We start from the raw sequence: 14,343 nt of genomic DNA, 5'->3' as shown, positions 1-14,343 counted from the left end.
ATCGGCGGGTGAACGACCCCGTAGCCCCGGCCGAAGCCCTGCGCCGCAGTCTTGCCGGCCTCCTCGACGGGCTGCCGCCCAGGCAGGCCGCCCAGGCCGTAGACCGCCTCATCGCCAACTACCGCGGAGCCACCCCCACCGACGCCCCCATCCTCCGCGACCGCGCAGACGTAGCCGCCTACGCCGCCTACCGCATGCCCGCCACCTTCGAGGCCGTGCACTCCGCGCTGGAGGCGTTCGCCGACGCCGTGCCCGGCTGGACACCCGGGAGTCACACCGACCTCGGCGGCGGCACCGGCGCCGCCACCTGGGCCGTCACCGCCACCTGGGACGGCACCCGCCCCGTCACCGTCCTCGACTGGGCCGAACCCGCCCTGACCCTCGGCAAGGAAATCGCCGCAGCCAACCCCGCCCTGCACCAGGCCAGTTGGCGCCGCGCCCGCATCGGCTCCGCCCTCACCCTCGACGCCACGGACCTCCTCACAGTCTCCTACGTCCTCAACGAACTCACCGAACCCGACCGCACCGCCCTCGTCGACGCCGCAGCGGCCGCCGCGCAGGCCGTCGTGATCGTCGAGGCCGGCACCCCCGCCGGGTACGGCCGGGTCATCGAGGCCCGCGACCGCCTGATCGCCGCCGGGTTCCACATCGCCGCCCCCTGCCCGCACAGCGCCCGCTGCCCGATCGTCCCCGGCGCGGACTGGTGCCACTTCGCGGCCCGGGTCAGCCGTTCCTCCCTGCACCGCCAGGTCAAGGGCGGCTCCCTGCCGTACGAGGACGAGAAGTTCAGCTACGTCGCCGCCGCCCGCTTCCCCGTGGCCCCGGCGCCCAACCGTGTCGTACGCAAACCGCAGATCCGCAAGGGCCAGGTGCTCCTGGACCTGTGCGAGACCGCACCCTCCCTCGGCCGCACCACGGTCACCAAACGCCACGGCGACCTCTACAAGGCGGCCCGGGACGCGGACTGGGGCGACCCCTGGCCGCCGTACACCTCCCCGTCGTAGAACCGCAGGCCGTCGCACCACGAGCCGCGCGATCTACGACGCCGCCCTCGCACTGGTCGGTGAGATCGGCTACCCGAGGACGACCATCGAGGGCATCGCCGCCCGGGCCGGCGTCGGCAAGCAGACGATCTACCGGTGGTGGGGGTCGACGGCGGACGTCCTGCTGGAGGCGTTCCTCGACCTCGGTGCGCAGGCTGCGCGGGAGGCGGGCCAGGAGCCGTACGTCATCCCGGACACCGGCGACCTCGCCGCCGACCTCAAGGCCGTGCTGCGGATCACCGTCGACCAGCTGAAGCACCCCCGGTTCGAGGCGCCCTCCCGGGCGCCGGCCGCCGAGGGCACACCGACACCCTCGTCGAGTACGCCCTGCACGGTCTTGCCCCTCGTACCCCGGATGTCCCTTCTGGCACCCCGGAGCGCGGCGCGGTGGGACAATAGGGCATGCTGTTGCGCACGACAGCGAGGCGAGGGTGATAGATGAGCGCGGAGTTGGGCGGCCGAACCGGCCGGCAGGGCAAACTCTCCCAGTGGCTGCGTGGCCGCCGCCCGAAGGAGACCGGCGCCGACGACGCCGGCCGTGAGGCCCTGCTGCTCGCCGCCGCCGGAGCGGGTCTGCCGCTCGCCCCCGCCGCGCACCCCGCCCCCGGCTACCGCTGCTCCTGCGACCGCGTGGGCTGTCCCACTCCGGCCCGGCACCCGGTGTCGTTCGCCTGGCAGACGCAGTCCACCACCGACCGCGCCCAGATCGAGCGCTGGGCCCGCCACCAGCCACAGGCCAACTTCATCACCGCGACCGGCATGGTGCACGACGTCCTCGACCTGCCCCTGGAAGCCGGCCGGGAGGCGCTGGAGCGGCTGCTCGCCTCCGGCATCGAGGTCGGGCCCGTCGCCGAGAGCGACGACGGCCGCCTTCTGTTCTTCACCCTCACCCGGGGCACTCCCGAGGACGAGGACGAGTGGTGGCCGTGCGAGCTGGACTGTCACCCGGAGACGATGGACGAGCACCCGGGGCTGCGGTGGCACTGCCGTGGCTCGTACGTCCTCGTACCGCCTGCCCGGCTGCCCGGCGAGGCGAGCGTGCACTGGGTGCGGGGACTTGAGCATCCGCTGCCGGATCCGCTGAGTCTGCTGGAGATCCTCACGGATGCCTGCGCCCGCTATGCGGGGGAGGAGCCCGACCACGCGGGTGCGGGCTGGCCCCTGCGGCACTAGCTCCGCAGGGAGCGCGGTGACGAACCTGCGGGCCGGTGGGGGCTGGTCGCGCAGTTCCCTGCGCCCCTTTGGGGCGCGTCTACGACCCCTGCGCGGATGTCAACCCCTCCAGCCGGGACAACACTGACACCGAGTCGCCGCCGGTGCCCCGCTTCGGGTCCAGAGCCACCCCGTTCGACATGTACTCCAGCGTCAGCGACTGCTTGATCTCGCCGGTCGTCAGTGCCTTCACGCTCGCGGTCTGTGCGGGGATCGAGGTGCCCGTGGCGGCGGTCTGCTTCTCGTAGCGGCGGTTGGTGAAGAAGACCAGCGCACCGCCGTCCGCCGTGCGCAGCGCCAGGGGGGCGTAGCTGCCGCTGATGAGGGGCTCGTCGATGAACTGCGTGACCAGGCCCGGCTTCCTGGACAGCTTCTTGCGCTGGGCGCGCCACTGGTCGGTGTGCGGACCCGGGGCGAAGACCTTCCCGCCGTTCTTCAGGTAGGACGCGTAGTCCTTGCTCAAGTCCCCCGGCGGGACGGCGAATTCGGTGGAGTTCACCGGTACGGCCTCGGCCCAGCCGGCCGCGTCCTTCTTCACCTTCGGCAGCGTGCCGGGGCGGATGAGCGTCAGATACGCCACCTTCCACGGCCGGCCCAGGCCGTCGCGCTGGAACACCAGCAGCCAGTGCAGATTGCCGCCCTTGTTGCCCTGGGCCTCCGCGACGAACCAGCGGGGCCAGCCCGCCTTCTTGGGGATCGTGTACGTCACGTCGGTCAGCTGCAGCGGGGTGTGCGCCGGATTGCCGGCCGGGCTGAGCGTGTGACCGGCCTTGAGACGGGCCGCGTCGATGTCGCCCAGGGCGCCGGTGACATGGTCGGCGTCGAGCGAACTGTCGTACGCCTTGTCCGCCTTGTTGTACGCGGACGTGAACTGCTCGAGCGCCTTGGCCGCCTCGGCGCGGGTGGAGGAGGGGAGCACCTCGCGCTCCCCGTGCACCACCACACAACCGCTCGCCGTCAACGACAAAGCGGTCACCGAGGCCGCAATCAGTGCGAGTCGCTCAAGCCTGCGGAGCCTTCGAGGGCCGCGATCCCTGCTCATCAGGTGTCTTCACCTTCCCCTTCCCGGAGGCGAACCCTACCGGGGCGAAGAACAGCGCGAGCGTCGGGATCAGGTACAGCAGCCACACCGTGACCTGGAGGACGGTCGGGTCCGGCTGGAAGTTGAACACGCCCTTGAGGAGGGTGCCGTACCAGCTGTCCGGCGGGATGGTGTCGCTGATGTCGAACGCGAGGTGCGTCAGGCCGGGGATCCAGTCGGCCTCCTGAAGGTCGTGGAAGCCGTACGCGAGCACGCCCGCGGCCACCACGACCAGCATGCCGCCGGTCCAGGTGAAGAACTTCGCGAGGTTGATCTTCAGGGCGCCGCGGTAGAACAGCCAGCCCAGGAGGACCGCCGTGGCCAGGCCCAGCGCCACGCCGATCAGGGGGCGCGGGGTGCCGTCGCTGGCCGCGTGGACCGAGGCCCACACGAACAGGGCGGTCTCCAGGCCCTCACGGCCGACGGCGAGGAACGCGGTGGCGACCAGGGCGCCCGTGCCCATGGCGAGGGCCGCGTCCAGCTTGCCGTGCAGCTCCGACCTCAGATGCCGGGCGGTGCGCCGCATCCAGAAGACCATCCAGGTCACCAGGCCGACGGCGACGACCGAGAGCGAGCCGCCGAGGGCCTCCTGTGCCTCGAACGTCAGCTCCTGGGAGCCGAATTCGAGGACGCAGCCGAAGCCCATCGCGATCAGCACGGCGATGGAGATGCCGATCCAGATGGGCCGGATGGCGTCCCGGCGGCCCGTCTTGACCAGGTAGGCGATCAGGATGCAGACGACCAGGCTGGCTTCCAGCCCCTCGCGCAGACCGATCAGATAGTTCGAGAACACGGCTCACGCCTCCTTGGAGAACAGCGTGCTGCCCCACCAGTCGTCCTTGTCGCGGACGCCGGGCGGAACGGCGAACACCGCCGAACCCACGTGCTGGATGTACTCGTTGAGGGCGTCCTTCGCCGACAGGTTGCGCTGCAGCGGGATGAACCCCTTGCGCACGTCCCGCTGGTAGGCGAGGAAGAACAGGCCCGCGTCCAGCCGGCCGAGACCGTCGGTGCCGTCCGTGAAGGAGTAGCCGCGGCGCAGGATCGTGATCCCGTTGTTGGAGTCGGGGTGCGCGAGCCTGACGTGCGCGTCGGGCTTCATGGCCTTCAGGAACGGCTTGTCGTGCTCCTTGGCCTTGCCGACCGGAGCGCCCTCGCCCTTGTCCCGGCCGAAGACGTCCTCCTGCTCCTGCAGCGAGGTGCGGTCCCAGGTCTCGATGTGCATGCGGATGCGGCGGGCGACGAGATACGAGCCGCCGGTCATCCAGTCGGGGCCGTCCTTCTCGCCGACCCACACGAACTTCTTCAGACGGTCCGTCTCGGTGCCCGCGATATTGCGGGTGCCGTCCTTGAAGCCCATCAGGTTGCGCGGGGTCTGCGCGTCCGGGGTCGTCGAGGAGGTCTTGCCGAAGCCGAGCTGCGACCAGCGGACGTTGACCTTGCCGAAGCCGATGCGGGCCAGGTTGCGGATCGCGTGCACGGCGACCTGCGGGTCGTCCGCGCAGGCCTGGATGCACAGGTCGCCGCCGGTGCGGTTCTTGTCGAGGTTCTCGCCCGGGAACTGCGGCAGGTCCACCAGCGCCTCCGGCCGGTGGTCCTTCAGCCCGAACTTGTCGAACAGCGAAGGCCCGAAGCCGATCGTCAGCGTCAGCCGCGAGGGCTTGAGGCCCAGCGCCTCACCGGTGTCGTCCGGCGGGGCCTCGGCGAGACCGCCGTACGCGCCCTCCCCGACCGCCTTGCCTGCCGTCATCCGGCGCGCGGCCTCGGTCCAGTCCTTGAGCATCTGCACGAACTCGGCGCGGTCGTCCGTCTGTACGTCGAACGCGGCGAAATGCAGCCGGTCCTGTACGGGCGTGGCGATGCCGGCCTGGTTCACGCCGTGGAAGGCGACCGCGGCTCCGGCCTCGGCGGCGGTCGGGTCCACGTCGTTGCCGGCGCGGGTCATCGCGACCGCACCGCCGGCCGCGGCGGCACCGAGCGCGAGCCCCGCACCGCCCCAGCCGATCAGCGAACGCCGGGAGGGGGCCTTGGAGCCGGCCGCCTCGGTGGTGGCGGCTTCCTGGGTGTCCGTCATGGTGTTGTCCGTCCCCTACTTCACGACGGCGGCGGCGAGCTTGGACAGCGGCTCCGCGAGCGCGTTCACCGCGTCCGAGAGCTCCTTGCGCTGGTCCTCGGTGACCTTGTCGTACGACACGAAGCCGTCGGAGGTCTTGTCCGTGCGGTACTTGTCGAGCAGCGTGTTCAGCGCGGCGAACTGCTTGTCGAGCTCGGTGGTCAGCGCCTTGTCGTTCGCCTGCGCGACCGGCTTGAGCAGCTCGTACGCCTTCTCGGCGCCCTCGACGTTGGCCTTGAAGTCGCTCAGGTCGGTGTGCGAGTAGCGGTCCTCCTCACCGGTGACCTTGCCGGTGGCGACCTCGTCGAGGAGCTCCTTGGCGCCGTTGGCCATGGAGGTCGGGGTGATCACGGCCTTGCCGACCCGCTGCTGCCAGTCCTTCAGATCGGTGACCAGCTGGTCGGCGAGGGTCTTCTGCTCGGCGCCGATCTTCTTGTCCTGCCACAGCGCCTTCTCCAGCGCGTGCCAGCCGGTCCACTTCTGGCCCTTCTCCAGGCCGTCGGCGCGGGTGTCGGTCTTCGGGTCGATGTCACCGAAGGACTCCGCGATCGGCTCCGTGCGCTCCCAGCCGACGCGGGAGGGGGCGTAGGCGTCCTGGGCGGCCTTGAGGTCGCCGGCCTTGACGGCCTTGGCGAAGACCTCCACCTTCGGGAGGGTCGCGTCGGCCTGCTCCTGCGCCCACTCGCGGTAGTCGGCAACGGCCTTGTCCAGCTTGGGGTTCCGCTTCGTGGCGGCGCCGGATCCGGTGACGGTCAGCTTCTGCCGGACGCCGTGGCCCTTCATACCGGGCCGGCAGGCGATCTCGTACTCGCCCGCCTTCACCTCGGCGGTCAGCGTGTACTTCGTACCGGAGCCGATGTTCTCCTTCTCGGAGACGATCCGGTCGTCCGGGAAGAGGATCTCGACCTCGGTCGCCTGGGAGCCCTTGTTCTCGATCTTCAGGGTGACCTGTCCGGCCGGCACCGACTTGGTGGAGGTGTCGCACTTGGAGTCGGCGGCGGTCACCTGGACCGCGGCGTCACCGTCGCCCTTGCTCTTCTCCGTGCACCCGGTCACGGCGGTCAACGCAGCCGCGGTGGCGACGGCGGTGACGACGGAGAGTCTGGCGGCTCGCATGCAGGCTCCTGAGGCTGGCGAAAAATCGCGTGTCGAGGCTCACTAGGGATGGTGAGGCTCGCCTAACTTATCTAAGCCTTGCCTGCGTAATACCCAGCCATGCGGTGATTCAGCTCTCATGGACGCTGTATGAGCACGGCACGATCACGGTGGCTCAAAACGAATCCCAAGGTGAAGTCAAGGAATGGTCAAGCAAACGGCTTCGGGGTGATCGGAGGAGGGTGAGCGGGGCGTAAGACTGTGTCCATGGACAGGGGACGCCGTGAACTCCTCGGGCCGGGGCGGCTCGTACTGCATGTGCAGGACCGCCCTGCCCCGCCGACGTTGCGTTTCGAGACGGCGGGGGACGGCCGGATCCTGCTGCGGCAGGAGGAGCGGCCCGTGCTGCTGGGCCGGACGGCGGGCGACGGTTGCTGCAGGGAGCTGTATCTGCACGGCCTGGGCGGCTACCGCTCACCGCTCCCGCCCCTCCGCTCGACGCTCATGCGATCGTCGGTCAACTGGTTGCACCAGTACGCCCGTTGGCTGGAGGATGCGGACGGAACTCCGTTCCAGGACGGACGCTGGGAACTGGCCCATCGGCCGGTCTTCCAACCGGGAGTCTGGACCGAGGACTTCCTGCGGGACTGGCCGGCCGCCCGCCTTGGCCTGTACTGCGGGGGAGGATGGCACGGCGTCCTGCCCCTGCGCCGGCTCTCACCGCCGGACGCGGCGCGGGTGAGGGCGTACCGCAAGCACGCCCGCGAGGGCACCCTCGCACCCGTACTTCTGTGGTGGGTGACCTTCCTCGACGGCTGGGTCATCCTCGACGGTCACGACCGGGCGGTGGCCGCGCTCGCGGAGGGGCGGACGCCGGAGGGCGTGGAGGTGAGCCGGGTCCCGGACGAGGAGGATTGGCGTCGAGTGGCGGACGAGGTGACCGAGGGGCACGAGCACCGCATGGCACAGCTGGCGGACCATCCCGCCGGCCCCGCAGTCGACCGCCGGCGGGCGACCCTGGAGCGGGCGTACGCCGAAACCCTCGCCACCCTCCCGTACGGCGTGGGCCCCACTCCCTTCCTGCCCCTCTCCGATGGCCCCGCCACCTGGGAAGACCTCGCAGCCCGAGCAATGTTTCAATGCCCCCGTGACTGACTACGACGTGCTCCGCGTCTTCTGTGCCCCGAACGGCGGCTACGGCAACGAACTCGGTGTCGTCCGCGAGGGATCCGTCATGCCCGACCGGGCGGAGCGGCAGGCGTTCGCTGCGAAGCTCGGGTTCAGCGAGACCGTGTTCGTCGACGATCCCGAGCGCGGCGTCGTCGACATCTACACCCCCACCCTGCGCCTGCCCTTCGCCGGCCATCCCTGCGTCGGCGCGGCCTGGCTCCTGGACGTGGAGGAACTGGTCACGCCGGCAGGGCTGGTCGGGGCGCGCCAGGACGGGGAGTTCAGCTGGATCGAGGCCCGCGCCGAGTGGGCCCCGCCGCGCACATTGCGCCAGTACGCCACGGCCGCCGAGGTCGACGACCTGCCCGTCCCGCCGAAGGGGGAGTGGATCTACGCCTGGGCCTGGGAGGACGAGCCGGCGGGGCGGGTGCGCGCGCGTGGTTTTCCCGGCCGGGACGACGGCATCGATGAGGACGAGGCCACCGGGGCGGCCGCGCTGCTCCTCACCGAGCGGCTTGGGCGGGCGCTCAACATCACGCAGGGGGCGGGGTCGCAGATCCTTACGGCTCCGCAGCCTTATGGGTGGGTGGAGATCGGGGGGCGTGTGTATCTGGAGCGTCAGCCCGAACGCTAGGGCCCGGCCCCTATGCGCTCAGCGGGAACTCCTCGCCCAGCGCCCGGAACACCGCCGTGTTCAAGGCGAACGCGCACTTGCACTCTGCGACGATGCGCTGCTTCTCCAGGTCGTCCGCCCGGATGCTGTCCAGCAGTTCCCGGTAACCCCTCTTGAAAGCAGCCGGGTTGCCGACCCCCTCGAACACGTAGAACCGCACCCCGTCGCCCTTCCGCGCGAAGCCCCACGTCTTCTCCGCCTTGTGCCGGATGATCTGGCCGCCGGAGAGGTCTCCCAGATATCGGGTGTAGTGGTGGGCGATGTAGCCGCCGGGCCACCGCTCGGCGCACTGGCGCACCCGGGCCGCGTACGCCGCCGTCGCCGGGAGTGCGCGCATGGCCGCGCGCCAGTCGGGGCCCCGCAGATGGGCCAGGTCCCGCTCCAGCGCCGCCAGCCGGAAGAGTTCCGGCCGGATGAAGGGCCCGGCCACCGGGTCGGAGGCCAGCCGGTCGGCCTCGGTCTCCAGGGCCTCGTAGACGAACCACAACTGCTCGGTGTAGCGCGCGTACGCCTCCACGCCCAGCCGTCCGCTCAGCAGGTCGCTCATGAACGTCGAGGTCTCCGCCTCCGTGTGCTGCTCGTGGGACGCGGTGCGGATGACGGTCGAGAAGGAGTCCATGGGCCCCGTCTTTCGAGGTTGCCGACAGGCTGTCGGTAAAAGTGTACGAGAAAAGACCCGCCCCGGCAGCAGGGCGGGTCTTCGAAGATCGCTAGGGGATGGCCACGGGGTCGCTACGGCAGGGTGAGGATCTCCGCGCCCGACTCCGTCACCACCAGCGTGTGCTCGAACTGGGCCGTCCGCTTGCGGTCCTTCGTGACGACCGTCCAGCCGTCGTCCCACATGTCGTACTCGTGCGTCCCGAGGGTCAGCATCGGCTCGATCGTGAACGTCATCCCGGGCTGCATGACGGTCGTCGCGTGCGGGCTGTCGTAGTGCGGGATGATCAGGCCGGAGTGGAAGGACGAGTTGATGCCGTGGCCCGTGAAGTCGCGGACCACCCCGTAACCGAACCGCTTGGCGTACGACTCGATGACCCGGCCGATGATGTTGATCTGGCGGCCCGGCTTGACCGCCTTGATCGCGCGGTTCAGCGACTCGCGGGTCCGCTCGACCAGCAGCCGCGACTCCTCGTCGACGTCACCCACCAGGTAGGTCGCGTTGTTGTCGCCGTGCACCCCGCCGATGTACGCCGTCACGTCGAGGTTGACGATGTCGCCGTCGCGCAGCACCGTCGAGTCCGGAATGCCGTGGCAGATCACCTCGTTGACCGAGGTGCACAGGGACTTGGGGAAGCCGCGGTAGCCGAGCGTCGACGGGTAGGCGCCGTGGTCGCACATGTAGTCGTGCGCCACCTTGTCCAGTTCGTCGGTGGTGACGCCCGGCGCGATGAGCTTCGCCGCTTCCTCCATCGCCTGCGCGGCGATCCGGCCGGCGACCCGCATCGCCTCGATCGTCTCGGGCGTCTGCACCTCCGGCCCGGTGTACGGCGTCGGAGCGGGCTTGCCGACGTACTCGGGACGGCGGATGTTTCCGGGTACGGAACGGGTGGGGGACAGCTCCCCTGGTACGAGCAGCGACTGGCCAGACATGCCAGTGAGTCTAACGAGCGGGCGTGGGGGAACATGTCCCTGGCGAGAGGAGCAGGTCATGCCCTTGTTCAAGAAGCGCACGGTCGGCAAGCCGGGCGAGTGGTACTACTGCCTGGAGCACAAGAAGGTCGAGGAGGGGCCCGAGTGCCCCGCCAAGGACCGTTTCGGGCCGTACGCGTCCCGGCAGGAGGCCGAGCACGCGATGCAGACGGCGCGCGAGCGCAACCTCGAGTGGGAGAACGACCCCAAGTGGCACGACGCCCCCGCCGGAACCCCTGACGACGACTGATCAGGCCTGCGCCGCAGTCCGTGCCGGTGCGGCTGCCGTCCGCTGGTCGCGCAGCCGCAGTGCGTGCTCGTTCGTGCGCACGTCGTACGTCATCAGCTTGGGCAGGCACAGCGCCAGCAGCCCCACCGCGCCCGCGCAGAGCAGGCCGCCGGACCAGACGGACGTCCGTACGCCCCACCAGGCGGCGAAACCGCCGGAGCGGACCTGGCCGACGGTCGGCCCGACCGAGTACGACAGCAGTTCGATCCCGGCGAGCCTGCCGCGCAGCTCGTCCGGGATCGTCTGGTTCCACATGGCCCCGCGGAAGATCCCGCTGACCATGTCGCAGGCGCCGGCCACGGTCAGGAACAGCAGCACCAGCCATACGTCGCCGACGACGCCGGCGGCCGCGATCGCCAGGCCCCACAGGGCGGCCGACAGGACCACCATCCGCCCGTGCCGGTGCACCCGTGAGGTCCAGCCGCCGGTCAGCCCCACCAGCATCGACCCGAACGGGACCGCCGCGTACATCAGGCCCAGCGCCCAGTTCGCGTCCAACTCGTCCGCGAGGAAGGGCAGTACGGCGAGCGGCATGGCCAGGAACATCGCGGCGAGGTCGACGGCGTAGGTGCCGAGGAGTTCCTTGCGGCTCCAGGCGTATCGGGCGCCCTCCGCGATCGCCTTCAGCGAGGGCTTCGCGGCCTCGTGGGCGGCGGGGGAGGCGGCGATGCGGACGATGAGGAGCACGGAGACGACGAAGGTCGCGAGGTCCGCGCCGTACGCCCAGCCGAGGCCCGCGTACGCCACGACCACGCCCGCAAGCGCCGGGCCCGCGACGCCGCCGACCGTCCAGCGCAGGGAGTTCAGGGCGGAGGCGGCGGGCATGTGCTCGTGCGCCACGATCCGGGGCCAGAGGGAGTCGATGGCCGGGCGCTGTACGGAGACGAGGGCGGAGGACAGGGCGGCGACGGCGTACAGCGGCCATACGGCAGGGTGCGGGAGCAGGGCATTGGCCAGCAGCGCCGCGCTGAGCAGGCCCTGTCCGGCCTCGGTCCACACGATCAGTTTCCGCTTGTCGAGTGCGTCGGCGAGGGCGCCGCCGTACAGTCCGAACACGAGCAGCGGCAGCAGTTCCACGGCTCCGATCGCGCCGACCGCGGCTGCGGAGCCGGTGAGTTCCTTGAGCTGCACCGGCAGTGCGACGAACGTCAGGAAGCTTCCGAAGTTCGAGATCGTCCCCGAGACCCACAGGCGCCGGAAGTCGGCGGAGGCCTGCCAGGGGGTGAGGTCGGGGAGCAGCGCGCGTAGCCAGGTCACGAGGGGCCATGGTCGGCGTGTCCGCCCACCCCAGGCAACTGGTTTTCGCCCCCGCCGCCCCTTCCCGTCCCGACCCTGGGGGCTGCCGCCCCCAGACCCCCGCTCCTCAGCCCCTCCGGCGTTTGAGGAGCGGGGGTCCGGGGGCCGGCCCCCGGTACGGGACGGGAAGGGGCGGCGGGGGCGAAATCCTCGGGCAAGGTCACCAGCGGGCCGGCGGCGGAGCCGTCAGCTGTTCCGCCAGGCGGTACAGGCGGTCCCGCAGGCGCCGGTTCCCCCGAGGCGCCGGCAGCGCGTTCTCACCGGCCGCCGCACTCACCAGGTGCTGCACCGTGTCCAGGTCCAGCTCGGACCCCTCCGGCACAGCCAGCGATTCGTGAGCCATGGCAGCGAGCTCGCCCTCCCCCGCCCCGAGCGCCATCACCGTCGCCCCGGCCCGCCGCACGTCATGCACCCGCTCCAGCAGCGAACCCTCCGGCCCGGTGGGCGACACCACCAGCAGCGTCTCCCCCCGCCGCGCAGCCGCCAACCGCCCCAGCCCCACCGCCAGATGCGCCGGATCCGAGGCACGCGCCCCGTGCCGTACGAGCGTCGGAGTCAGCTCCGGCGTCCCCGACCACGCCGCCTCGTCCACCAGATGCGCCGCCAGATGCCACGGCTCGTACTCCTCCGTGCCCACCAGCAGCAGCCCCCCGCCGTGCGACACCACCGACCCGCGCAGCACCCCCGCGAACCGCCGCGCGGCCCCCAACCACTCGGTCCCGGCGAGCACTTCACGCAGCAACGCGACACGTACGGCGTCCATGCCTGCGCATCCTGCACCAGTCGGCCACCCGTGACCGGGCGTTCACCCCGAATTCGCCCGACCTGGCGACAGGGGCGATGACAGAAGCCACCCGCCCTCCGTCGAGCGCTCACGTGACCCGGCTCACCTGACCGACAGGGCCGGCCGGGGCGGACGTAAAGTCGGCCCATGACCTCTACCGACAGTGCTGCACAGACCCCCGCGAAGGCCCCCGCCAAGGACCCCTGGGACCTGCCCGACGTCTCCGGGCTCGTCGTCGGCGTCCTCGGTGGGACCGGGCCGCAGGGCAAGGGCCTCGCCTACCGGCTGGCCAGGGCCGGCCAGAAGGTGATCATCGGCTCGCGTGCCGCCGAGCGCGCCCAGGCCGCCGCGGACGAACTCGGGCACGGCATCGAGGGCGCCGACAACGCCGAGGCCGCGCGCCGCAGCGACGTCGTCATCGTCGCCGTACCGTGGGACGGCCACGGCAAGACGCTGGAGTCCCTGCGCGAGGAACTGGCCGGCAAGCTCGTCGTCGACTGCGTCAACCCGCTCGGCTTCGACAAGAAGGGCGCCTACGCGATCAAGCCGGAGGAGGGCAGCGCGGCCGAACAGGCCGCCGCCCTGCTGCCGGACTCGCGGGTCACCGCCGCCTTCCACCACCTGTCGGCGGTCCTCCTCCAGGACCCCGAGATCGCCGAGATCGACACCGATGTGATGGTGCTCGGGGAGGAGCGGGCCGACGTCGAGATCGTGCAGGCGCTGGCCGGGCGCATCCCGGGCATGCGCGGCATCTTCGCCGGCCGGCTGCGCAACGCCCACCAGGTCGAGTCGCTGGTCGCCAACCTGATCTCCGTGAACCGCAGGTACAAGGCACACGCCGGGCTCCGCGTCACGGACGTGTGAGCGGATGGGGGACACTGGACGCCGTAACGGTGTCCCCCGGCCCGCCGACAGGAGTCGAACGAAATGCCCCGCCTTGGCCTCTATGCCCTGATCGTCTTTGTGCTCGCCGTGGCCGCGGCCGTGGTCTCCTTCGCGCAGGGCAGCTGGCTGGGGATCGTGTGGATCCTGCTCGCGGGGCTGTCCAGCAACATGTGCTGGTACTACTGGAAGCGGGGCCGGGCCGAGCGCCGGTCCTCCGTCACTGGCTGACCGAGCAGACCTCGTTCGTACCCTGCCAGAAGCGGTAGAGCTCCTGGCCGCAGTACGTGCCGAAGTCGCTGATCCCGAGGCTGCGCAGGATCGCGTCGATCACGTCGAAGAACGCGGTGTTGACCGACGGCACCCACAGCAGCGCGAACACGAACAGCAGGCCGAACGGCGCGAAGGGCTCCACCTGCCGCTTGATCTTGTACGACAGCCAGGGCTCGATGACGCCGTAGCCGTCCAGGCCGGGCACCGGCAGGAAGTTCAGGATGGCGGCCGTGACCTGGAGCAGGGCGAGGAAGGCCAGCGCGAACTGGAAGTCGCGCGGCACGCCGTCCAGCGCGTGCAGCCAGAACGGGGCGGTGCACACGGCCGCGAACAGGACGTTCGTCAGCGGACCTGCCGCCGAGATGAGACTGTGCCGCCAGCGGCCCTGGATGCGGCCTCGTTCGATGAACACCGCGCCGCCCGGCAGCCCGATCCCGCCCATGATCACGAACAGCACCGGCAGCACGATGCTCAGCAGCGCATGCGTGTACTTCATCGGGTTCAGCGTGAGATAGCCCTTCGCGCCGACCGAGATGTCACCGCTGTGCAGGGCGGTACGCGCGTGTGCGTACTCGTGCAGACACAGGGAGACGATCCAGGCCGCCGTCACGAACAGGAACACGGCCACGCCCGGCTGCTCGGCGAACCCGGTCCAGGTGGCCCATCCCGTGACCGCGGTGACGGCCAGGATCCCCAGGAAGACGGGGCTGATCCGCCGGTCGCTGCGGCTGGTGGTGGCGGTGGTCATGGGACTCCCTGGACAGTGCGTGCACGCGGTGGGACTGCCCGACGGTACCGGGCGT

The 14,343-nt window shown here is 70.8% G+C and carries 16 protein-coding genes and 1 pseudogene; 8 read left to right on the top strand and 9 right to left on the bottom strand.

The annotated features are described in order from the left end of the window. Positions 1-8: 8 nt before the first annotated feature. The 3 genes and pseudogenes from ACFY1E_RS00910 to ACFY1E_RS00900 all read left to right on the top strand — a co-directional run bounded on the left by ACFY1E_RS00910 (position 9) and on the right by ACFY1E_RS00900 (position 2,216). Entirely contained in the window at positions 9-1,004 is a 996-nt protein-coding gene (locus ACFY1E_RS00910) for a small ribosomal subunit Rsm22 family protein (protein ID WP_389069827.1), read from the top strand. Positions 1,005-1,035: 31 nt separating this feature from the next. Continuing rightward, a pseudogene (locus ACFY1E_RS00905) lies at positions 1,036-1,348 on the top strand (TetR/AcrR family transcriptional regulator); the annotation flags it as partial. 133 nt (positions 1,349-1,481) lie between these two features. Next, complete coding sequence (locus tag ACFY1E_RS00900) at positions 1,482-2,216, top strand: bifunctional DNA primase/polymerase (protein ID WP_389069824.1); 735 nt, start codon at positions 1,482-1,484, stop codon at positions 2,214-2,216. Positions 2,217-2,295: 79 nt separating this feature from the next. Here ACFY1E_RS00900 and ACFY1E_RS00895 read toward each other — a convergent pair whose 3' ends face one another. The 4 genes from ACFY1E_RS00895 to efeO are packed head-to-tail and all read right to left on the bottom strand — an operon-like array spanning position 2,296 to position 6,565. Then, positions 2,296-3,297, bottom strand: coding sequence for a hypothetical protein (locus ACFY1E_RS00895; RefSeq protein WP_389069822.1), 1,002 nt, complete (start codon positions 3,295-3,297; stop codon positions 2,296-2,298). Next, complete coding sequence (gene efeU / locus ACFY1E_RS00890; RefSeq protein WP_389069819.1) at positions 3,257-4,129, bottom strand: iron uptake transporter permease EfeU; 873 nt, start codon at positions 4,127-4,129, stop codon at positions 3,257-3,259. Before efeU ends, ACFY1E_RS00895 begins: the two co-directional genes overlap by 41 nt. 3 nt (positions 4,130-4,132) lie before the next feature. Then, positions 4,133-5,410, bottom strand: coding sequence for an iron uptake transporter deferrochelatase/peroxidase subunit (efeB, locus tag ACFY1E_RS00885; protein WP_389069816.1), 1,278 nt, complete (start codon positions 5,408-5,410; stop codon positions 4,133-4,135). A 15-nt stretch (positions 5,411-5,425) separates the two neighbouring features. Next, positions 5,426-6,565, bottom strand: coding sequence for an iron uptake system protein EfeO (efeO, locus tag ACFY1E_RS00880; RefSeq protein WP_389069814.1), 1,140 nt, complete (start codon positions 6,563-6,565; stop codon positions 5,426-5,428). A 246-nt stretch (positions 6,566-6,811) separates the two neighbouring features. On the opposite strand from efeO, the gene ACFY1E_RS00875 reads away from it, so the two are divergent. Together ACFY1E_RS00875 and ACFY1E_RS00870 are read left to right on the top strand one after the other, a co-directional pair. Further along, positions 6,812-7,699: a hypothetical protein gene (locus ACFY1E_RS00875; RefSeq protein ID WP_389069811.1), complete on the top strand. Its 888-nt coding sequence runs from the start codon at positions 6,812-6,814 to the stop codon at positions 7,697-7,699. Beyond that, entirely contained in the window at positions 7,692-8,348 is a 657-nt protein-coding gene (locus ACFY1E_RS00870; RefSeq protein WP_389069809.1) for a PhzF family phenazine biosynthesis protein, read from the top strand. The genes ACFY1E_RS00875 and ACFY1E_RS00870 overlap by 8 nt, the downstream gene beginning before the upstream one ends. A 10-nt stretch (positions 8,349-8,358) precedes the next feature. Here ACFY1E_RS00870 and ACFY1E_RS00865 read toward each other — a convergent pair whose 3' ends face one another. Together ACFY1E_RS00865 and map are read right to left on the bottom strand one after the other, a co-directional pair. Continuing rightward, positions 8,359-9,006 (bottom strand): heme oxygenase (biliverdin-producing), encoded by a 648-nt coding sequence (locus ACFY1E_RS00865; RefSeq protein ID WP_389069806.1) that lies wholly within the window; start codon positions 9,004-9,006, stop codon positions 8,359-8,361. A 113-nt stretch (positions 9,007-9,119) separates the two neighbouring features. Further along, positions 9,120-9,977, bottom strand: coding sequence for a type I methionyl aminopeptidase (map, locus tag ACFY1E_RS00860; RefSeq protein ID WP_115908504.1), 858 nt, complete (start codon positions 9,975-9,977; stop codon positions 9,120-9,122). Between the two features lie 58 nt (positions 9,978-10,035). Between map and ACFY1E_RS00855 the strand changes: the two genes are divergently transcribed. Next, entirely contained in the window at positions 10,036-10,266 is a 231-nt protein-coding gene (locus tag ACFY1E_RS00855) for a hypothetical protein (RefSeq protein WP_266954613.1), read from the top strand. Here the strand turns inward: ACFY1E_RS00855 and ACFY1E_RS00850 are convergent, their stop codons facing one another. Both ACFY1E_RS00850 and ACFY1E_RS00845 read right to left on the bottom strand, forming a co-directional pair. Then, positions 10,267-11,562 carry an MFS transporter gene (locus ACFY1E_RS00850; RefSeq protein WP_389069803.1) on the bottom strand — a complete coding sequence of 432 codons (1,296 nt, stop codon included), beginning with the start codon at positions 11,560-11,562 and terminating at the stop codon, positions 10,267-10,269. Positions 11,563-11,761: 199 nt separating this feature from the next. Next, positions 11,762-12,364 carry a hypothetical protein gene (locus ACFY1E_RS00845; RefSeq protein ID WP_389069800.1) on the bottom strand — a complete coding sequence of 201 codons (603 nt, stop codon included), beginning with the start codon at positions 12,362-12,364 and terminating at the stop codon, positions 11,762-11,764. A 168-nt stretch (positions 12,365-12,532) separates the two neighbouring features. On the opposite strand from ACFY1E_RS00845, the gene npdG reads away from it, so the two are divergent. Both npdG and ACFY1E_RS00835 read left to right on the top strand, forming a co-directional pair. After that, positions 12,533-13,249: an NADPH-dependent F420 reductase gene (gene npdG, locus ACFY1E_RS00840; protein ID WP_344406402.1), complete on the top strand. Its 717-nt coding sequence runs from the start codon at positions 12,533-12,535 to the stop codon at positions 13,247-13,249. Positions 13,250-13,312: 63 nt separating this feature from the next. Continuing rightward, entirely contained in the window at positions 13,313-13,498 is a 186-nt protein-coding gene (locus ACFY1E_RS00835) for a hypothetical protein (protein ID WP_344406401.1), read from the top strand. On the opposite strand, the gene ACFY1E_RS00830 is transcribed toward ACFY1E_RS00835, so the two are convergent. Continuing rightward, positions 13,488-14,288, bottom strand: a complete 801-nt coding sequence (locus tag ACFY1E_RS00830; protein WP_389069797.1) for a site-2 protease family protein — start codon at positions 14,286-14,288, stop codon at positions 13,488-13,490. The two genes, ACFY1E_RS00835 and ACFY1E_RS00830, sit on opposite strands and share 11 nt — an antisense overlap. Positions 14,289-14,343: the final 55 nt, after the last annotated feature.

Source organism: Streptomyces sp. NPDC001604 (assembly GCF_042893475.1).
Classification (GTDB): domain Bacteria; phylum Actinomycetota; class Actinomycetes; order Streptomycetales; family Streptomycetaceae; genus Streptomyces.
The sequence above is the reverse complement of the archived record's forward strand: the minus strand, read 5'-3'. Positions and strand labels throughout refer to the sequence as shown.

What these genes read in the sequence shown, in the direction of transcription:
- npdG (WP_344406402.1), top strand. Translation starts at nt 12,533, where the DNA reads ATGACCTCTACCGACAGTGCTGCACAGACCCCCGCGAAGGCCCCCGCC.
- ACFY1E_RS00900 (WP_389069824.1), top strand. Translation starts at nt 1,482, where the DNA reads ATGAGCGCGGAGTTGGGCGGCCGAACCGGCCGGCAGGGCAAACTCTCC.
- ACFY1E_RS00830 (WP_389069797.1), bottom strand. Translation starts at nt 14,288, where the DNA reads ATGACCACCGCCACCACCAGCCGCAGCGACCGGCGGATCAGCCCCGTC.
- efeB (WP_389069816.1), bottom strand. Translation starts at nt 5,410, where the DNA reads ATGACGGACACCCAGGAAGCCGCCACCACCGAGGCGGCCGGCTCCAAG.
- ACFY1E_RS00875 (WP_389069811.1), top strand. Translation starts at nt 6,812, where the DNA reads ATGGACAGGGGACGCCGTGAACTCCTCGGGCCGGGGCGGCTCGTACTG.
- map (WP_115908504.1), bottom strand. Translation starts at nt 9,977, where the DNA reads ATGTCTGGCCAGTCGCTGCTCGTACCAGGGGAGCTGTCCCCCACCCGT.
- ACFY1E_RS00855 (WP_266954613.1), top strand. Translation starts at nt 10,036, where the DNA reads ATGCCCTTGTTCAAGAAGCGCACGGTCGGCAAGCCGGGCGAGTGGTAC.
- ACFY1E_RS00835 (WP_344406401.1), top strand. Translation starts at nt 13,313, where the DNA reads ATGCCCCGCCTTGGCCTCTATGCCCTGATCGTCTTTGTGCTCGCCGTG.
- efeO (WP_389069814.1), bottom strand. Translation starts at nt 6,565, where the DNA reads ATGCGAGCCGCCAGACTCTCCGTCGTCACCGCCGTCGCCACCGCGGCT.
- ACFY1E_RS00895 (WP_389069822.1), bottom strand. Translation starts at nt 3,297, where the DNA reads ATGAGCAGGGATCGCGGCCCTCGAAGGCTCCGCAGGCTTGAGCGACTC.
- ACFY1E_RS00845 (WP_389069800.1), bottom strand. Translation starts at nt 12,364, where the DNA reads ATGGACGCCGTACGTGTCGCGTTGCTGCGTGAAGTGCTCGCCGGGACC.
- ACFY1E_RS00865 (WP_389069806.1), bottom strand. Translation starts at nt 9,006, where the DNA reads ATGGACTCCTTCTCGACCGTCATCCGCACCGCGTCCCACGAGCAGCAC.